Annotated in this window: 14 protein-coding genes; 8 read left to right on the forward strand and 6 right to left on the reverse strand. The window is 69.7% G+C overall.

What is annotated here, in order from left to right; genetic code table 11:
* Nucleotides 1–20 precede the first annotated feature (20 nt).
* The 3 genes from K244_RS0113890 to K244_RS0113900 all read left to right on the forward strand — a co-directional run bounded on the left by K244_RS0113890 (nucleotide 21) and on the right by K244_RS0113900 (nucleotide 3,718).
* The gene (locus tag K244_RS0113890; protein WP_020186884.1) at nucleotides 21–1,703 is read left to right on the forward strand and encodes a fatty acyl-AMP ligase; all 1,683 of its coding nucleotides are present in this window, start codon (nucleotides 21–23) and stop codon (nucleotides 1,701–1,703) included.
* 460 nt (nucleotides 1,704–2,163) lie between these two features.
* Nucleotides 2,164–2,415: an acyl carrier protein gene (locus K244_RS0113895; RefSeq protein WP_020186885.1), complete on the forward strand. Its 252-nt coding sequence runs from the start codon at nucleotides 2,164–2,166 to the stop codon at nucleotides 2,413–2,415.
* Nucleotide 2,416: 1 nt separating this feature from the next.
* Nucleotides 2,417–3,718 carry an aminotransferase class I/II-fold pyridoxal phosphate-dependent enzyme gene (locus K244_RS0113900; protein WP_020186886.1) on the forward strand — a complete coding sequence of 434 codons (1,302 nt, stop codon included), beginning with the start codon at nucleotides 2,417–2,419 and terminating at the stop codon, nucleotides 3,716–3,718.
* Here K244_RS0113900 and K244_RS0113905 read toward each other — a convergent pair.
* The 3 genes from K244_RS0113905 to K244_RS0113915 form a co-directional block, all read right to left on the reverse strand.
* Entirely contained in the window at nucleotides 3,636–4,592 is a 957-nt protein-coding gene (locus K244_RS0113905) for a hypothetical protein (protein ID WP_036305800.1), read from the reverse strand. The two genes, K244_RS0113900 and K244_RS0113905, sit on opposite strands and share 83 nt — an antisense overlap.
* A 205-nt stretch (nucleotides 4,593–4,797) precedes the next feature.
* Entirely contained in the window at nucleotides 4,798–5,715 is a 918-nt protein-coding gene (locus K244_RS22755) for a diacylglycerol kinase family protein (protein WP_020186888.1), read from the reverse strand.
* Complete coding sequence (locus tag K244_RS0113915) at nucleotides 5,712–6,782, reverse strand: CDP-alcohol phosphatidyltransferase family protein (protein WP_245259771.1); 1,071 nt, start codon at nucleotides 6,780–6,782, stop codon at nucleotides 5,712–5,714. The genes K244_RS22755 and K244_RS0113915 overlap by 4 nt, the downstream gene beginning before the upstream one ends.
* 181 nt (nucleotides 6,783–6,963) lie before the next feature.
* Here K244_RS0113915 and K244_RS0113920 point away from each other — a divergent pair, with 181 nt between their 5' ends.
* The 5 genes from K244_RS0113920 to K244_RS0113940 are packed head-to-tail and all read left to right on the forward strand — an operon-like array spanning nucleotide 6,964 to nucleotide 11,603.
* Nucleotides 6,964–7,401 (forward strand): HIT family protein, encoded by a 438-nt coding sequence (locus K244_RS0113920; protein WP_024816507.1) that lies wholly within the window; start codon nucleotides 6,964–6,966, stop codon nucleotides 7,399–7,401.
* Nucleotides 7,398–8,636, forward strand: coding sequence for an LptF/LptG family permease (locus K244_RS0113925; protein WP_020186891.1), 1,239 nt, complete (start codon nucleotides 7,398–7,400; stop codon nucleotides 8,634–8,636). The genes K244_RS0113920 and K244_RS0113925 overlap by 4 nt, the downstream gene beginning before the upstream one ends.
* Entirely contained in the window at nucleotides 8,636–9,748 is a 1,113-nt protein-coding gene (locus K244_RS0113930; protein ID WP_020186892.1) for an LptF/LptG family permease, read from the forward strand. The genes K244_RS0113925 and K244_RS0113930 overlap by 1 nt, the downstream gene beginning before the upstream one ends.
* The gene (locus K244_RS0113935) at nucleotides 9,745–10,869 is read left to right on the forward strand and encodes a GNAT family N-acetyltransferase (RefSeq protein WP_020186893.1); all 1,125 of its coding nucleotides are present in this window, start codon (nucleotides 9,745–9,747) and stop codon (nucleotides 10,867–10,869) included. The genes K244_RS0113930 and K244_RS0113935 overlap by 4 nt, the downstream gene beginning before the upstream one ends.
* Entirely contained in the window at nucleotides 10,866–11,603 is a 738-nt protein-coding gene (locus K244_RS0113940; RefSeq protein WP_020186894.1) for an NTP transferase domain-containing protein, read from the forward strand. The genes K244_RS0113935 and K244_RS0113940 overlap by 4 nt, the downstream gene beginning before the upstream one ends.
* A 181-nt stretch (nucleotides 11,604–11,784) precedes the next feature.
* Here K244_RS0113940 and oxlT read toward each other — a convergent pair whose 3' ends face one another.
* The 3 genes from oxlT to ribB form a co-directional block, all read right to left on the reverse strand.
* On the reverse strand, nucleotides 11,785–13,077 hold the full coding sequence (gene oxlT / locus K244_RS0113945) for an oxalate/formate MFS antiporter (RefSeq protein WP_020186895.1): 1,293 nt from the start codon (nucleotides 13,075–13,077) through the stop codon (nucleotides 11,785–11,787).
* A 218-nt stretch (nucleotides 13,078–13,295) separates the two neighbouring features.
* Nucleotides 13,296–14,042: a phosphocholine cytidylyltransferase family protein gene (locus K244_RS0113950; protein WP_020186896.1), complete on the reverse strand. Its 747-nt coding sequence runs from the start codon at nucleotides 14,040–14,042 to the stop codon at nucleotides 13,296–13,298.
* Nucleotides 14,039–15,166 carry a 3,4-dihydroxy-2-butanone-4-phosphate synthase gene (ribB, locus tag K244_RS0113955; protein ID WP_020186897.1) on the reverse strand — a complete coding sequence of 376 codons (1,128 nt, stop codon included), beginning with the start codon at nucleotides 15,164–15,166 and terminating at the stop codon, nucleotides 14,039–14,041. The genes K244_RS0113950 and ribB overlap by 4 nt, the downstream gene beginning before the upstream one ends.
* Nucleotides 15,167–15,306: the final 140 nt, after the last annotated feature.

Below are 15,306 nucleotides of genomic sequence, written 5' to 3' on the forward strand. Positions count from 1 at the left end.
CTGTTGGATCCAGCTTTCGCATGACGGACCTCCACCCCCAGCACGAGACCATCCTCGACGCGCTCGACGCCGCGGCGACGGGCGATCGCGGCTTCACGTTCCATTCGGCGCGCGGCGAGGTTCTGGCCGACCTGCCCTACGCCCGGCTGCGCGACGACGCGCGCGCTCTGGCCGCCCGCCTGCTCGCCGCGGGCCTCGCGCCCGGCGACCGCGTCGGCCTGATCGCCGAGACCGAGGCCGACTTCGTGCGGCTGTTCTTCGCCTGCGGCTACGCCCGGCTGGTGCCGGCGCCGATGCCGCTGCCGATGGCCTTCGGCGGCCGCGAGACCTACCTCGCCCACATCCGCCGCATGGTGGAGACCGCGGACGCCGCCGCCGCCTTCGCGCCGGCCGCCCTCAAGGCGTGGCTGCTGGAGGCGGTCGACGGCCTTCCGCTGAAGCTCGTGGGGTCGATCGCGGACGTGCCGGAGACGGAGGCCGGCGGCGAACTCGACCGTCCGGCGCCGGAGGATCTCGCCTACCTGCAGTTTTCCTCCGGCAGCACGCGCTTTCCCAAGGGGATCATGGTGACCCACGCCGCGCTGATGGCGAACGCCGTCGGAATCAGCCGCGCGGGGCTGGAAACCACGCCGGACGACCGCTGCGTGTCGTGGCTCCCGTTCTACCACGACATGGGTCTCGTCGGCTTCATGCTCACGCCGATCGTGGCCGGGCTCTCGGTCGACTACCTCTCGACCCGCGACTTCGCGCGGCGGCCCCTGATGTGGCTGGAGCTGATCTCGCGCAACCGGGCCACAATTTCCTACAGCCCGAGCTTCGGCTTCGAGCTCTCGGTGCAGCGCGCCGCGACGCTCGACCTCGGCGCGCTGGACCTGACGTCGTGGCGGATCGCCGGCATCGGGGGCGACATGATCCGTCCCCATGTGCTGCGCCGGTTCGCCGATCGCTTCGCCGCCCACGGCTTCCGGCTCGGGAGCTTCGTGCCGAGCTACGGCATGGCCGAGGCCACGCTTGCGCTCTCCTTCGCGCCGCTCAGCGAGGGGCTCCGCACCGAGACGCTCGACCTCGACCGGCTGGAGAGCGAGGGCGTCGCCGCCGCGGCGGCCGAAGGCGACCGGACGCGCGAGTTCGTGCTGTGCGGCGCAGCCCTCCCCGGCCACGCGATCGAAGTCCGCGACCCCACAGGCGAGCCGCAGGCGGACCGCGCCGTCGGCCAGGTGTTCGCGCGGGGGCCGAGCCTGATGCAGGCCTATTTCCGCGAGGACGAGGCGACGGCCGCCGCGATCGACGCCGCCGGCTGGCTCGATACCGGCGATCTCGGCTACCTCGTCGACGGCCAGATCGTGATCACCGGCCGCGCCAAGGACCTGATCCTGATCAACGGGCGCAACATCTGGCCCCAGGACATGGAGTGGGCGGCCGAGAGCGAGGTCGCCGGCCTGCGCAGCGGCGACGTCGCCGTGTTCTCGGTCGATTCCGCGGATGACGAGGAGGTCGTCGCGCTGGTCCAGTGCCGCGCGAGCGCGCCCGACGTCCGCGACGCGCTGCGGGGCGAGGTCGAGAAGGTGCTCCGGATGCGATTCGGCGTCGCGCCGGTCGTTCGGCTGGTCGGGGCCCACGCGCTGCCGGTCACGTCGTCCGGAAAGCTCAGCCGGAGCCGGTCCCGGGAGCTCTACCGGTCGCTTGGTTCCGCCGGGACCTGAACACATTCGGCGCCGTTCTGTTTCAATCCCGCGCGTCCCGGGCGGCGCCGGCGCCAAGACGTCGTGCGGGCCTGCAACGCGCAAGCCGCGCCAAACGCGGCGCGGGCCGCGCAGACGCTTCGTTAACCAGCTGTGCCGTTTTCTGGATTATCAGGAGTTTTCACCGCTGAAAGGCGCCTCGGGGGGCGCCGTCTCGGCTGAAAAAGCGAGGAGCGGCCGCGGTCTTGGACGTCCCCGTCGGCCCAGCGGCCGGCGTCGCTTTTTTCGCAACACCTGCCGGCGGAACGACCCGGCGGCGGAACATTCGGCCGAATTCGGCTCCGGGGGAGACATCGCGCATGTGTAACACGCTGAATCCCCTGTTGATTTGCTGACATGCTCAGAAACTTTACAGATCGACGACAACTCCATATTTTCCGCGCTGACAACGAAATATGGATCCGTCCGCCTGGACGAAAAGATGAGTGAAGAGAAAAACGAGTTGCTCGCCGAGATTTCCGAAGTGCTAGAGACGGTAGTCAATCGGCGGGTCGAGTTACGGACGGATATGAACATCGTGAACGATCTTGGCCTCGATTCAATTGCCGTGATGAACTTCTGCATGGCGCTGGAGGACAAGTTCGACATCTCGATTCCGCTGCATGACATGGCGAGCGTTGTGACCGTCGACGATCTAGCGAAGACGATCCAAGCTCTGCGGAGTAATGCGTGATATGTCGATTTTTGGTAAGTTTGCGGCGCTCAGCGCGCGGTACGATCGTCTGAAGCAGAGCGGGGCCGATCCGTTTTCGGTGAAGTTCGACGACATTCTGTCCTCGGTCGAAGGCGTCGTGCGCGGCAAGAAGACCTTGCTGTTCGGCACCAACAACTACCTCGGGCTGACCTTCGACGAGGTCGCCATGGAGCAGTCTGCGGACGCCATCCGCCACCACGGCACTGGCACCACCGGCTCCCGCATCGCCAACGGCAGCTACAAGGTCCACGCCGAGCTCGAGCGCGAGCTCGCGGACTTCTACCGCCGCAAGCACTGCATGGTGTTCTCCACCGGCTACCAGGCCAACCTCGGCATGATCTCGACGCTGGTCGGCAAGGACGACCACCTGTTCCTGGACGCCGACAGCCACGCCTCGATCTACGACGGCTCGCGCCTCGGCCACGCGCCGGTGGTCCGCTTCCGCCACAACAACCCCGACGACCTCGCCAAGCGCCTCCGCCGCCTCGCCGACCAGCCGGGCGACAAGCTGATCGTGGTCGAGGGCATCTACTCGATGCTGGGCGACACCGCCCCGCTGAAGGAGTTCGTCGACGTCAAGCGCGAGTACGGCGCCTACCTGATGGTGGACGAGGCCCACTCCATGGGCGTGCTCGGCCGCGACGGCCGCGGCCTCGCCGAGCGTGAAGGCGTCGAGGACGACGTCGACTTCGTGGTCGGCACTTTCTCGAAGAGCCTCGCCAGCGTCGGCGGCTTCTGCGTCTCGAGCCTCGAGGGCTTCGAGATCCTGCGGCTCGCCTCGCGGCCTTACATGTTCACGGCCTCGCTGCCGCCGTCGATCATGTCCTCGACGATCTCCGCACTGAAGACGCTGCGGCGCGAGCCCGAGCGCCGGACCAAGCTGACCGCCAACAGCCGCCGGTTCTACAACGGCCTGCGCGGCGCCGGCTTCAACGTCGGCCCGGAGTGCACCCCGATCGTGGCGGTCATCATCGACAACCCGGACGTCGCGGTGGCGTTCTGGAAGCGGCTGCTGGATGAGGGCATGTACCTCAACCTCGCGCTGCCGCCCGCAACGCCGAATTCGTCCGCTTTCCTGCGCTCCAGCGTCAGCGCCGCGCATGCCGACGAGCACATCGACTTCGCGATCGCGCTGATGACGCGCATCGGCCGCGAGTTCGGCCTGCTGCCGAACGAGACCAACGTCTGCCCGTTCCCGGTCAGCGCAGAACGCCTCGGCGCCACAGCCGCCACAGCACGGGCCCTGCCGACAGCAATGGGTGCCGGCGCTGGAATGGCGTGACGACGATCGGGTGGCCCGAGTGCCGCTCGATCTTCCAGGCGATGTAGTCCACGCCGCCTGAGAACGTGAAGACCGCCTTGGCGAGCCGCACGAGATTGAGCGGCTTCGCCAGGCGCCGCCGCAGGGTCCAGGCCCTCGCGGCTTTCGCGCGGCTCTCCGGCGTGATTTGGGGCGCGAGCGCCCCGTCCGTCTCGGTCGCGAACGGCACGCCCTCGGCGGCCCATCCAAGCTCCAGCACGCGCGCGAAGCGCTCCGGCGCGCGCTCGACGATCGAGGACGGACGCGCCGCGCTTTCCACGCGCAGCTCGGACGCGTAGGTGCGCTGGAACAGCGCCGTCCAGAACGCCGCCGCCGCCCCGCGCTCCGGCCCCAGATGCGCCGCCCACCACGCCGCCGCGCCGACCGCGGTCGCGACCGCATCCTCGATCGCCTCCGCCGCCGCAGCGTCGCGCGCGTAAGGCAGCGCCGCTGGCTGGCAGAAGCGCGTCCAGATCGTGGTGTCGCGGCTCAGAGCCCGGGCGTGGCGCGCGAACTGCGCCACCGACATGATCGCGACCTTGGCGCGGAGCCGCGGGGCGTCGTCGGCGCTCTCGGCGTACTCCACGTTCGGCGGCAGCAGCCGGTTTCCCCAGCCCGCGAAACGGCCCTGGTCCCAGGCGGCGAGGTCGTCGAGCAGCACATAGAAGTCGAGCAGACCGTCCGTCTCGCCGGTGCGCAGCGCCGAGCCGTAGAACAGCACCCCCGCGACGGCCCCTCCCCCGCGCGCCGCAAGCTCGGCCGCGAAGGCGCGCACAGCCTCAGGCTGAGGCGCGGCGAGCTCCGCGGCGACGGCGGACGTCAGAGGCGTTCGTGCGGGGCTTGGGAGAGGCGGCATGGGGTCAGGACGCTTCTGGCGGGGAAAATACGGAGACGGTGGCTGTGCGCCACGCTGGGCGTTGTGCGTGCTTCGAGACGCCGACCTTCGGTCGGCTCCTCAGCATGAGGATGTTTTCGCGGCCCAACCTCAACCTTCTCATGCTGAGGAGCCCGCCCTTGGCGGCCGTCTCGAAGCACGCGCTGCCCCTCTTGGCCGTCTCAACTCAATACGTCACGAACGTCACCGCCGGCCCCGTCGCGAGTTCGATCCGGCGGTCGGGGCCGGCGTGGAACGTGTCGCCGTCGAGGATGAAGGGCGCGGCGAGGTCGAGCGCGAGGTGGTCCGCGCGCAGGCTGACGTAGCCGGCCTCCGCCATCCACGGCGCCGGGCGCCGCCGGCCGACGGCGATCAGCGCCCGCGCCAGCCGCCGCGGCGGCGCGGCTACGTCGAGCAGGCGGATCTCGCCCGCGCCTTCGCCCCAGAACGGCCAGAGCCCGAGCATCAGCTTGTGAAGCGTGGTCGCGAGCAGCACGAAGCGGTCCTGCGCAAGCGCCGACCCGCCGTCGACCGCGACGGACGCCGAGACCCCGCGGCGCCAGGCTTCGCGCTCGGCCCCGGAGAACGCCGCGCTGATGCTGGACGCCACCGCCAGGCCAAGGCCCACGCCCTGCGCGAAACCGCGCTTGTGGACCTGGGCGTTGGCGAGCCGGACGCCCCGCTCGAAGGCGCCGCAGCCGAACACGAAGCCGTAGCGCGCGACGCCGTCCGCCGTGACGCGCATCGGCCGCCGGATCTCGCGTCGGCGCGGCTCGGCGCCGGACGCGACCGCCGCCGCGAGAGCGGCGAGGTCCTTCACGCCGCCGACGTCCGCCGCCGCCACGTTGGTCTTGCCGCGGGGCACGAAGGCGATCGGCGGCGGCGCGCCGTCATAGGCCGCGACGAGCGCGGTCAAAGCCTCGCGCAGCGTGCCGTCGCCGCCGGCGACCGCGATCACGCTCACGCCGCCGGCCTTCAGCCGTGCGATGGCCGGTCCGTAGCCGCCGATCCCGTCGGGCGTTTCCGCCACGACGCCGGGCGCGCCGACAAGGCCCTCGACGCCGCGCCAGCTCCTGGCGTTCGCGAGAACGCCGAGAGCGGTCACGCCGCGTCCAGCCAGGAGACGATCGGCGAGCGGCGGCGGGCGATCACTGCCTGGACAATCTGCGCGGTGTGCACGAGGAAGCTCAGCACGATCCACACGATCACGGCGTACATCCCGAGATCGGGACGGCCGAAGAGCGTGAACGCCGTCAGCAGCACCAGGTTCGGATTGCGGCGGGCGGTGATCAGCCGAAAGAAGCTGTCGAACGGCCGCCAGACGTGCATATGCATGCCGAACAGCCGCAGGAAGATCCCCTCCTCGACCCGCTGCAGAATGTAGCCGCCGAAGATGATCGCGATCATCCACTCGGCCCCGGCTCCCGAAAACCCGGCCGCCGGAAGCCCGAAGACCCAGGCCATCCACCAGAACGGCGGGTGCACCAGGTCGATGCCATGGTCCAGCACGTTGCCGAACTCGCTCGAGGTCATGGTGACGCGGGCGAGCTTGCCGTCGACGGTGTCGAGGAAGGTCATGATCCACGCGGCGAGCAGTCCGGGCAGGTAGTGCCCCGTCCAGAACGCCCACATCGCGGCGAAGACGAGGACCAGCCCGACGTAGGTGACGGCGTTCGGCGTTATCCGGCGCACGGCGCACCACTTAGTCACGATGCGCGCCGGAACCGGCCAGACGTACTTCGTGACGGCGTCGGTGACGCCTTTGTACGAACCCGCGAAGCTGCGCGCCTCGACCTCGTCCACCGTCTCAGGGCTGAGCGGGATGAGATAGGCGATCTCGCGCTTGCGGAGCTTCCTGTTGTAGGAGCCGGCCAGCCCCTCGGAATCAAGACGCTCCACCGTGGCGGGCAGGCCCGCGGCCGACCCCTGCGCGATGGCCGCGGCCACGCCCGGCGCCTCAGCCGCCGACACATGCGCCGCGACCGGGACTGCCCCGTCGAGCAGCACGGCGCCCGGCCGCTCGGCCAGCGCGTCGATCAGACGCTGCTCGAACGCGTAGTCCACGCGCAGCAGAAGAACCTCGCCGTCTTGGGGCAGAGCCTCCGCCGTTTCGCGCACCTCCGCCACGCCGGCACGCGCCAGCTGCCGGGTCAGGCGTTCGGCCGAGGACATCCCCCAGATGCGCGCGTCGGACCTTCCGAGAAGGACAGCGACGGCTGCCTGGCGTAGCTGCGTCATAATTTGGTCGTCCGCATCGTCGTTCGTGTGAATGCGTGCTCTTTAATGATGAAACGCCTATTCTGCCAGCCGCCGCGTCCCTGGCGCTCCTCCCAAGCCAACGCACTCGAAGCCCATGCCCAACCCTACGATGCTAAAGTTCGGCCACCCCGCGACGGTGGTGGGCGAAACCGAGCTGTGGTCGGTGCAGATCCGGCCGAAGCAACCCGGCTTCGGCTCGCTCGTGCTGGTCTGCAAGGAGGACGCGTCCGCCTTCGGCGCGCTGAGCCCTGCGGCCTTCGCGGAGCTGGGCCGCGTGGTGGCCGGCCTCGAACCGGCGCTGAAGCGCTTGGCCGGCTACGACAAGATCAATTATCTGATGCTGATGATGGTCGACCCCGACGTCCACTTCCACGTGATCCCCCGCCACGCGACGCCGCGGGCCTTCGAAGGCGTGACCTTCGTCGACGCCGGATGGCCCGGGCCGCCCGCGCTCGGCGAGGGGCCGGAGCTCGACGCCGGGACGATCGCCGCCCTCAAGGCCGCCCTGGCGGCCATCTGGACCGCGCCGTGACGCAAACGTCCAAGGCGCGTGGAACGCTGCCCGGCTTCGGCCTGCTGCAGCGCTACGTCACGGCCCTGACCCTCAGGCCGATGCTGCTGTCGCTCGGCGTGGTGCTCGCGGGGCTGTTGCTCGAGCGCGTGCTGCGCATCGTCGACGTGCTGGCCGCGGCGGGAGCCCCGGTCTATCTCGTGTTCGCGCTCTCGGCGAGCCTCGTCCCGCATTACCTCGGCTTCGCCATGCCGGCCGCCTTCGCGCTCGGCGTCTTCGCCGCCTTCTCGCGGCTGTCCAGCGGGGCCGAACTCGAGTCGATGCTGTCCTCGGGCGTGTCGGTGTGGTCGCTGGCGAAGCCGCTGATGGCGATCGGCGCCGTGATCGCCGCCCTCAACCTGCTGGTCTCGGGCTATCTCGATCCCTACAGCCGCTACAGCTACCGGTCGATCCTGAACTCCTCGGTCTCCTACGCCTGGCGCGCGCACGCGCCGGCCGCCACCTTCATCAACGTGCGCGACGGGCTGACCGTCACCGCCGACGAGGTCGACAACACCGGGCGCAATCTCAAAGGCGTCTTCATCGAGGACCGCGCCGGCGGCCTCGAGACGCTCACCACGGCGCGCGCCGGAAAGCTGGAGGTGACCCCGGACGGCAAGCAGCTCCAGCTGCGGCTCTCCGACGGCGTCGTCCTGCGCAACGCCGCCGGGCAGCGCCCGAGCACGCTGCGGTTCCGCGACCTCGTCTTCGACAAGACCTTCGCGCTCGAGGCGCCGCCCTTCCGGCCGCGCGGCGGCAACGAGCGCGAGCTGACGCTGAACGAGCTTTGGAGCGAGATGAGCGAGGCTGCGCCCTCCGCGCCCTATCGCAAGCTGTCGGCGGAGTTCCACTCCCGCATCGTGCGCTCGCTCGCGATCGTGTTCCTGCCGCTGCTGATCATCCCGCTCAGCATGACGATGCGGCGGCAGAACCGCGTGGCCAACATGGGAGTGGCGGCGCTCGCCCTGATCCTGTTCCAGAACGTGCTGCAGATCGGCGAGACGCTGGCGGAAAAGGGTCTCGCGCCCGCGCCGCTGCTCACCTGGGGCCCGCTGGCGGGGCTCGTGGCGGTCTCGGCGTTCCTGTTCACGACCGGCACCGATCGACCGGGGGATTCGGCGATCTCGCGCTTCACCGACCAGCTCTCGGCGCTCGCCGCCGCGGCGGGGCGCGCGATCGCGCCGCTGTTCCGCCGACGGGCGGCCGCGAGGGGCTGATGCGCGTTCTTCGCTACATGAGCCTGCGCTTCCTTGCGCTTGCGACCGTCGCCACCCTCGTGCTCGCCTCGATCGCGGAGGTGCTCGACCTCGTGGACAACGCGGGCGACATCCTCGATCGCGGCGAGGGCGCCGCGGGCTTCGGAACCTATCTGCTGCTCAGGGTACCGACGCTGATCTCCCACGCCATTCCGCTCGGCGTGCTGGTCGGCGCGCTGATGACGCTGAGCCTGCTGGCGCGCAACAGCGAGATCGTCGCGATGCGGGCCTCGGGGCGCAGCACCGGGAACCTGTTCGCGATGATGTTCCCGGCCGCCTTCCTGATCGCGAGCCTCCAATGCGTGATGCTGGACGCGGTGCTGCCGAAGACGGAGCAGCGGCTCGCATTGTGGTGGGCGGAGGGCCAGGAGCCCAAGTTCGACGGCGCGAAGCCGGTATGGCTTCGGATCGGCGACGACGTCCTGTCGTTCGAGGGCATCGCGGATCGCGGGCGGACGCTGAAGAACCTCAAGGTCTTCGAGCGCTCGCCCGACAAGGCCGCGACGGGGCGCTTGACGGCCGCCGAGGCGCGCTGGGAGAAGAAGCGCTGGACGCTCACCGGCGCGACCTACGCCTCCTTCAAGCGCGGCGTCTCGAACGCCGCCGTGTCGGCCGACGGCGTATGGACGACCACTTTCACCCCCGCCGACGCCGTCGCCGCCATGGAGCCGTTCGGCCAGATCTCCGCGGCGGCGGCGCAGGCCGTCATCAGCGGGCAACGGGTGGCGAACGCGCCGCTCTCGTTCTACGAGACTCAGTTCCACCGCGTGTTCGCGGCCCCCATGGCGGCCGTCGTCATGCTGCTGCTGGCGATGCCGGGCGCCTTCGTGAACTGGCGCGACGCGCGCTCCGCGAAGCACGCCATGACCGGGCTCGCGCTCGGCCTCGTCTTCCTGGTCTGCGACGGACTGCTGACCTCGCTCGGGCTCGCGGCGATCCTGCCGCCGATCATCGCCGCCTGGTCCGGGACCGTCCTGTTCCTCGGGATCGGCGCCTGGAACCTCAACCGCATGGAGCAGGGCCTCGCGCGGCCGAGCCGCCGGCGGACGCTCGCCCTGGAGACCGGCCGATGAGCCAGATCGACGTCCGCCCGGTCGAAGGCAAGCGCGACCTCGACCGCTTCATCACGCTGCCGAACCGGTTGCAGGCGGCCGACCCGAACTTTGTCCCCCAGCTGACTATGGAGCGGCGCGAGGCGCTGTCGCCGGCCAAGAACCCGCTGTTCCGGCACGTCCAGGCGCAGTTCTTCCTGGCGTGGCGCGACGGCGCGCCCGTCGGCCGCATCAGCGCGCAGAGCGACGATCGGGTGGCCGATTGCGGCCACTTCGGCCTTCTCGCCGGCGAGGACGACCCGGAGGTGTTCCGCGCCCTGTTCGCCGCGGCGGAAGCCTGGCTGAAGGCGAAGGGACGGACCGAGGTCCGCGGGCCGTTCAACCTGTCGATCAACGAGGAGTGCGGGTTGCTGGTCGACGGCTTCGACTCGGCCCCGATGCTGTTCATGCCGCACGACGCGCGCTACGTCGCGGCCCGCGTCGAAGAGCAGGGCTACGCCAAGGCGATGGACCTGTTCGCCTACCTGCACCTCACCAGCGACCCCTTCCCCAAGGCGGTCGAGCGCATTATCGAGCGCCCGCGGCCGCCGGAGGTCGTGGTGCGGCACCTCGACTGGAAGCGGTACGACGAAGAGATCGCGACCGTCATCGACATCTTCAACGACGCCTGGTCGGAGAACTGGGGCTTCGTGCCGTTCAGCCCCGAAGAGCTCGACCACCTGGCGAAGTCGCTGAAACTGCTGATCGACGAGCGGCTGCTCTGGATCGTCGAAGTGTCCGGCCGCGCCGCGGCCTTCGGGGTCGGCCTGCCCAACCTCAACGAGATGATCGCGGACTTCGGCGGCAAGCTGCTGCCGTTCAACTGGGCGAAGCTCGTCTGGCGACTGAAGCGCATGACCTACACCAGCGGCCGGGTGGCGCTGATGGGCGTGCGCAAGGAGTACGCCCGCTCGTTCCTCGGCCGGGCCATGCCGATCTACATCTTCGACGAGTTCCGCAAGGAGGGCCGCCGCCGCGGGATCGAGCGGGTGGAGATGTCCTGGGTGCTCGAGAGCAACATGCCGATGCGGCACATGGGCGAGGCGCTCTCGAACGGCTCCGCCTACAAGACCTACCGCATCTACCGCAAGGCGCTGGCGTGACCCGCACCGCGCTCGTGCTGGCGGGCGTCCGGCCGGGCCGCGACGCGCTCGCGGAGTTCGCCGGCGTCACCCACAAGGCGCTGATCCCGATCGGCGGCGTCCCCATGGTGGAGCGGGTGATCGCGGCGCTGCGCGACAGCGGCCGGATTGACCGCATCGTCGTCTCGATCGACCGGCCGGAGTTGATCGATCTTCCCGGAGTCGAGGTTCTGAAATCATCGACCTCGGTCAGCCGCAGCGTCGGCGAGGCCTTCGAGGCGCTCGGCGCGCCGCTGCTGGTCACCACCGCCGACCACGCGCTGCTGGAGCCGGAGTGGATCCGCTGGTTCCTCGACCATCTGCCCGACGCCGACGTGGTGGCGGGGCTGGCGCGCGACCGCGACGTGATGGCGGCGGCGCCGGACACCAAGCGCACCTTCCTGCGCTTCCGCGACGGCCGCTTCTCCGGCTGCAACCTGTTCTACCTGCGCGACCCGCGGGCCGGGCGGGCGATCCAGATGTGGCAGATCGTGGAGAACGAGCGGAAGAAGCCCTTCGCCCTACTCCGCCGCCTCGGGATTGGGGCCGTGATCGCCGCCCTGTTCGGCCGTCTCACGCTCGGCTACGCCATGCGCCGGATCGAGCAGATCGCCGGCTGCTCGGCAGGCGTCGTCGAGCTGCCCTTCGGCCGCGCCGCGATCGACGTCGACAAGCCGGCCGACCTGGTGCTGGTCCGGAAAATGATCGAGGGCTGACGCCCGAGCCGACGAAAAAGGACGAGCGGTCGTCACGCCGCTCGTCGAAGTCGGGGGCGTCGACGCCCCGGCGCGGGCCGGGACTGTCGGACGGCGCCTCCGCGCGTGCGCGGACCCGCCGAGATCAGGGTTTGTGTGACGTCGGGGGACCGCCGCGGGAGGCGGCGATCCCAGCGCGCAATCAGACCGCGCGCAAAGGCGCCTCGGCGGCGAGCGGGATCGTCGGCTGCTCGTCCTGCGACAGGTAGCGCAGCCGGAGCGGCTTGAGCACGAACAGCGCTATGAGCGCCGCGGCGACGTTCAGGCCGATGATCAGCGCGAACACGGCGGACCAGCCGTAGGCCGCAGACAGGACGCTCGCGAACGGGACCAGGAAGGCCGCTGAGCCTTTGGCCGTGTAGAGCAGACCGGCGTTCGTGGCCGCGAACTTCGACCCGAAGGTGTCGCCGCAGGTGGCCGGGAACAGGCTGTAGATCTCGCCGAACACCCCAAAATAGGCTGCGGTCGCGAACACGAAGACGATCGGGTTGTGGCCGAAGGTCAGCAGCGTGCAGACGGCGGCCGCGGCGATCAAGAACGCGAGGAACATCGTGTTCTCCCGGCCGATCTGGTCGGAGAGGTAACCGAACAGCGGCCGGCCGAAGCCGTCGAAGATGCGATCCAGCGAAATCGCGAGCGTCAGCGCCGCCATCTGCAGACCGAACATGCTGACGGGGACGCCCGCCACGTTGAAGTCCTTGGCGATCGGCGCGATCTGGGCCGCGGCCATCAGGCCGCCCGACGCCACCATCACGAACATCGCGTACATCACCCAGAACACGGGCGTGCGCAGCGCCTCGCCCGGCTTGCGGTCCACCGAACTCTGCGGCAGGCGGAGCGTCTTGCGGCGGATCGGCGCGAGCACCGCGGGCTTCTTCAGCAGGAAGGCGACCACGACGACCACCCCGCCCTGGATCAGGCCGAAGGTCAGAAACGCGCTTTCGTAACCGCTCGAGGCGATCATCTTGGCGATCGGCACCACCGTCAGCGCGGCGCCCGCGCCGAAACCGGCGGCTGTCGCGCCGGCCGCCAAGCCGCGGCGGTCCGGAAACCACTTGAGGGCGTTGCCGACGCAGGTGCCGTAGACCGATCCCGCGCCGACGCCGCCGATCACCGCGGCGAGATACAGCAGGGGAAGCGAGTCCGCGTAGGAGTCGAGCACCCAGGCGAGCGAGATCATGACGCCGCCGAAGGCGACGACGACGCGCGGGCCGTAGCGGTCCACGAACCAGGCCTCGACCGGCACCAGCCAAGTCTCGGTCGCGACGAAAAGGGTGAAGGCGAACTGGATGGCCGCGCGGCCCCAGTGAAATTTGGCGTCGATAGGATCGACGAACAGCGTCCAGCCGTACTGGAGGTTTGCGATCATCGCCATGCACAGCACGCCGAGAGCGAGCTGCGACCACTTGGTCGCAGATACGTTTGCGTTTTCCATCCCACACTCTGTTGTTGTTGAATTCAGAGATTGGAATGAGCCTGCGCGCATCCTTTGGCATACGGAACGCCAGTTATTGGCATGCCAGACATGCGGCGTTCGGACACATCCTGAGGGCCGCGCGCCATGATTTCGCTGCAAACGAAGAGACGCCGATCACGGATCCGTGATCGGCGTCTCTTCGTTTGGGGTGAGCGACGAACGTGGGCGAGCGGCGCTTAGAGCCCGCGTTCGACCCAGCGGCCCGTCAGCTCGACCGCATGATCGACGTCGGCGGGGAAGTCCAGCTCGCCCCACTCCAGCCCCTCGATCGAGCGCACGCCGACGCCGCCCTTGTAGCGGGCGATGCCGTCGATGGCGGAGAGATACCAGCGCTTGAGGCCCTCCTCCGAGCGCATCAGGCGCTCGATCTCGCCCACGAAGGTCGCGCCGCCCTCCTCCGTGAAGCGCAGGAAGCCGATCGATTCGCCGGTGACGAGATCGTCCGGCAGCGTCTTGCCGATGGCGAGCAGCCGGCCGTCCTCCTCCCGCACCTTCATGTCGTCGGTGTCGTAGTCGGCCTTGCGGTCGATCGTCACCGTGATCGGGGCGGTCGCCGGGCTTTCCAGCACGCGCCGGACGATGCCGGGTTCGATCAGCGTGTCGCCGTTCAGGATCAGGAACTCGCCGGTCATCCGATGACGGGCGATCCAGCAGCTCGCGAGGTTGTCGGCGAGCTCGTAGAACGGGTTGTGCGTGGTCCGGAGCGTCGCGCCGGGCAGATCGATCTCGGCCAGCGCCGCCTCGACCTTCTCGGCTTCAAAGCCCGTCACGACGGTGACGTCGTCGACGCCGGCGGCGACCAGCGCCCGCACCTGCCACTCCAGCAGGCTGCGGCCGGAGAACGGGATCAGGCACTTCGGCGTCTCGGCGGTGAGCGGGAGAAGGCGACGGCCCTGCCCCGCGCTCAAGATGACGACCTTCACGCGGGAGCATCCTCTTCGTCGACGATCTCGGTGGTCTCGATCGCGATGCCGAAGCCGGCGAGACCCACGAACTGGCGCTCGTGGCCGGCCAGGAGGCCGATCTTGCGCACGCCGAGGTCGCGCAGGATCTGCGCCCCGACGCCGATCTCGCGCCAGCGCGCGCGGCGCTGGCGCGCGCTCACGTGCTTCTCCTCGGACGGGTCCGCCGGACCGCTCGCGTCCGCGGCGTCGCGCAGCACCGAGGGGTCGCGGATCAGCACGAACACGCCGCGCTTGGCGTCGCCGAAGCGGGCGAGCGCGTTGTCGAGCCAGCCCTTCGAGGTGGCGGCCCCGCGCAGCAGGTCGGACAGCAGGTGCTCGCGGTGGATGCGGCAGGGCGTGGCGCCGGCCGCGCCAACGTCGCCCACGGTGATCGCGAGATGCTGCGTCTGCTCGAACGGCGTCTCGTAGATCGTGATGGTGGCGTCGCAGCCGTTGATCCGGCGCTCGAACCGGTCGATGCGCTTTACGAAGGTCTCGCGGCGCGAGCGGTGGTCGATCAGGTCCTCGATCGAGACGATCTTGAGGCCATGCTCGCGGGCGAAGGCGACCAGCTCCGGCAGGCGCTTCACGGTGCCGTCGTCGTTGACGACCTCGGCCAACACGCCGACCGGCGGCAAGCCGGCGAGGGTCGCGAGATCGACGCCCGCCTCGGTGTGGCCCGAGCGGGTCAGCACGCCGCCCTCGCGGGCGATCAGCGGGAAAATGTGCCCCGGACGCAGGAAATCGGCGGCGACGGCGTTGTCGCTTGCGAGCCCGCGCACGGTGTTCGCGCGCTCCTCCGCCGAAATGCCGGTGGTGAGGCCGATCCTGTAGTCGACCGACACGGTGAACGCGGTGCGCATCGGATCGCGGTTGTTCGCCACCATCGGCGCGAGGTTGAGCTCGTCGGCGCGGTCCGCCGTCATCGGCGCGCAGATGATGCCGCTGGTGTGGCGGATCATGAAGGCGAGCGTCTCGGGCGTCGCCTTGGAGGCCGCCATGATGAGGTCGCCCTCGTTTTCGCGGTCGGTGTCGTCGACCACGACGACCAGTTCGCCCGCCGCGATCGCCGCGACCGCCGCATCGATGCTGTCGAGTTCCATCTGCCCACGCTCGTTTCGCGCGGTTTGTTTACCGCGCCGGTCGAATGCACCCCATGTCACGGGGGGTCAAGTGCGACGGACGCCGGGCCCCCGCGCGCCGACCGGGCGCCTTGACCCCGCCTCCGCCGCCGCTAGCCTCG

Source organism: Methylopila sp. 73B (assembly GCF_000526315.1).
Taxonomy (GTDB): domain Bacteria; phylum Pseudomonadota; class Alphaproteobacteria; order Rhizobiales; family Methylopilaceae; genus Methylopila.

Bases quoted from the DNA above. Each gene is read 5' to 3' on its own strand.
- K244_RS0113890 (WP_020186884.1), top strand. From the start codon at position 21: ATGACGGACCTCCACCCCCAGCACGAGACCATCCTCGACGCGCTCGAC.
- K244_RS0113930 (WP_020186892.1), top strand. From the start codon at position 8,636: ATGCGCGTTCTTCGCTACATGAGCCTGCGCTTCCTTGCGCTTGCGACC.
- K244_RS0113905 (WP_036305800.1), bottom strand. From the start codon at position 4,592: ATGCCGCCTCTCCCAAGCCCCGCACGAACGCCTCTGACGTCCGCCGTC.
- K244_RS0113935 (WP_020186893.1), top strand. From the start codon at position 9,745: ATGAGCCAGATCGACGTCCGCCCGGTCGAAGGCAAGCGCGACCTCGAC.
- K244_RS0113915 (WP_245259771.1), bottom strand. From the start codon at position 6,782: ATGTCCTCGGCCGAACGCCTGACCCGGCAGCTGGCGCGTGCCGGCGTG.
- K244_RS0113895 (WP_020186885.1), top strand. From the start codon at position 2,164: ATGAGTGAAGAGAAAAACGAGTTGCTCGCCGAGATTTCCGAAGTGCTA.
- oxlT (WP_020186895.1), bottom strand. From the start codon at position 13,077: ATGGAAAACGCAAACGTATCTGCGACCAAGTGGTCGCAGCTCGCTCTC.
- K244_RS0113920 (WP_024816507.1), top strand. From the start codon at position 6,964: ATGCCCAACCCTACGATGCTAAAGTTCGGCCACCCCGCGACGGTGGTG.
- K244_RS0113900 (WP_020186886.1), top strand. From the start codon at position 2,417: ATGTCGATTTTTGGTAAGTTTGCGGCGCTCAGCGCGCGGTACGATCGT.
- ribB (WP_020186897.1), bottom strand. From the start codon at position 15,166: ATGGAACTCGACAGCATCGATGCGGCGGTCGCGGCGATCGCGGCGGGC.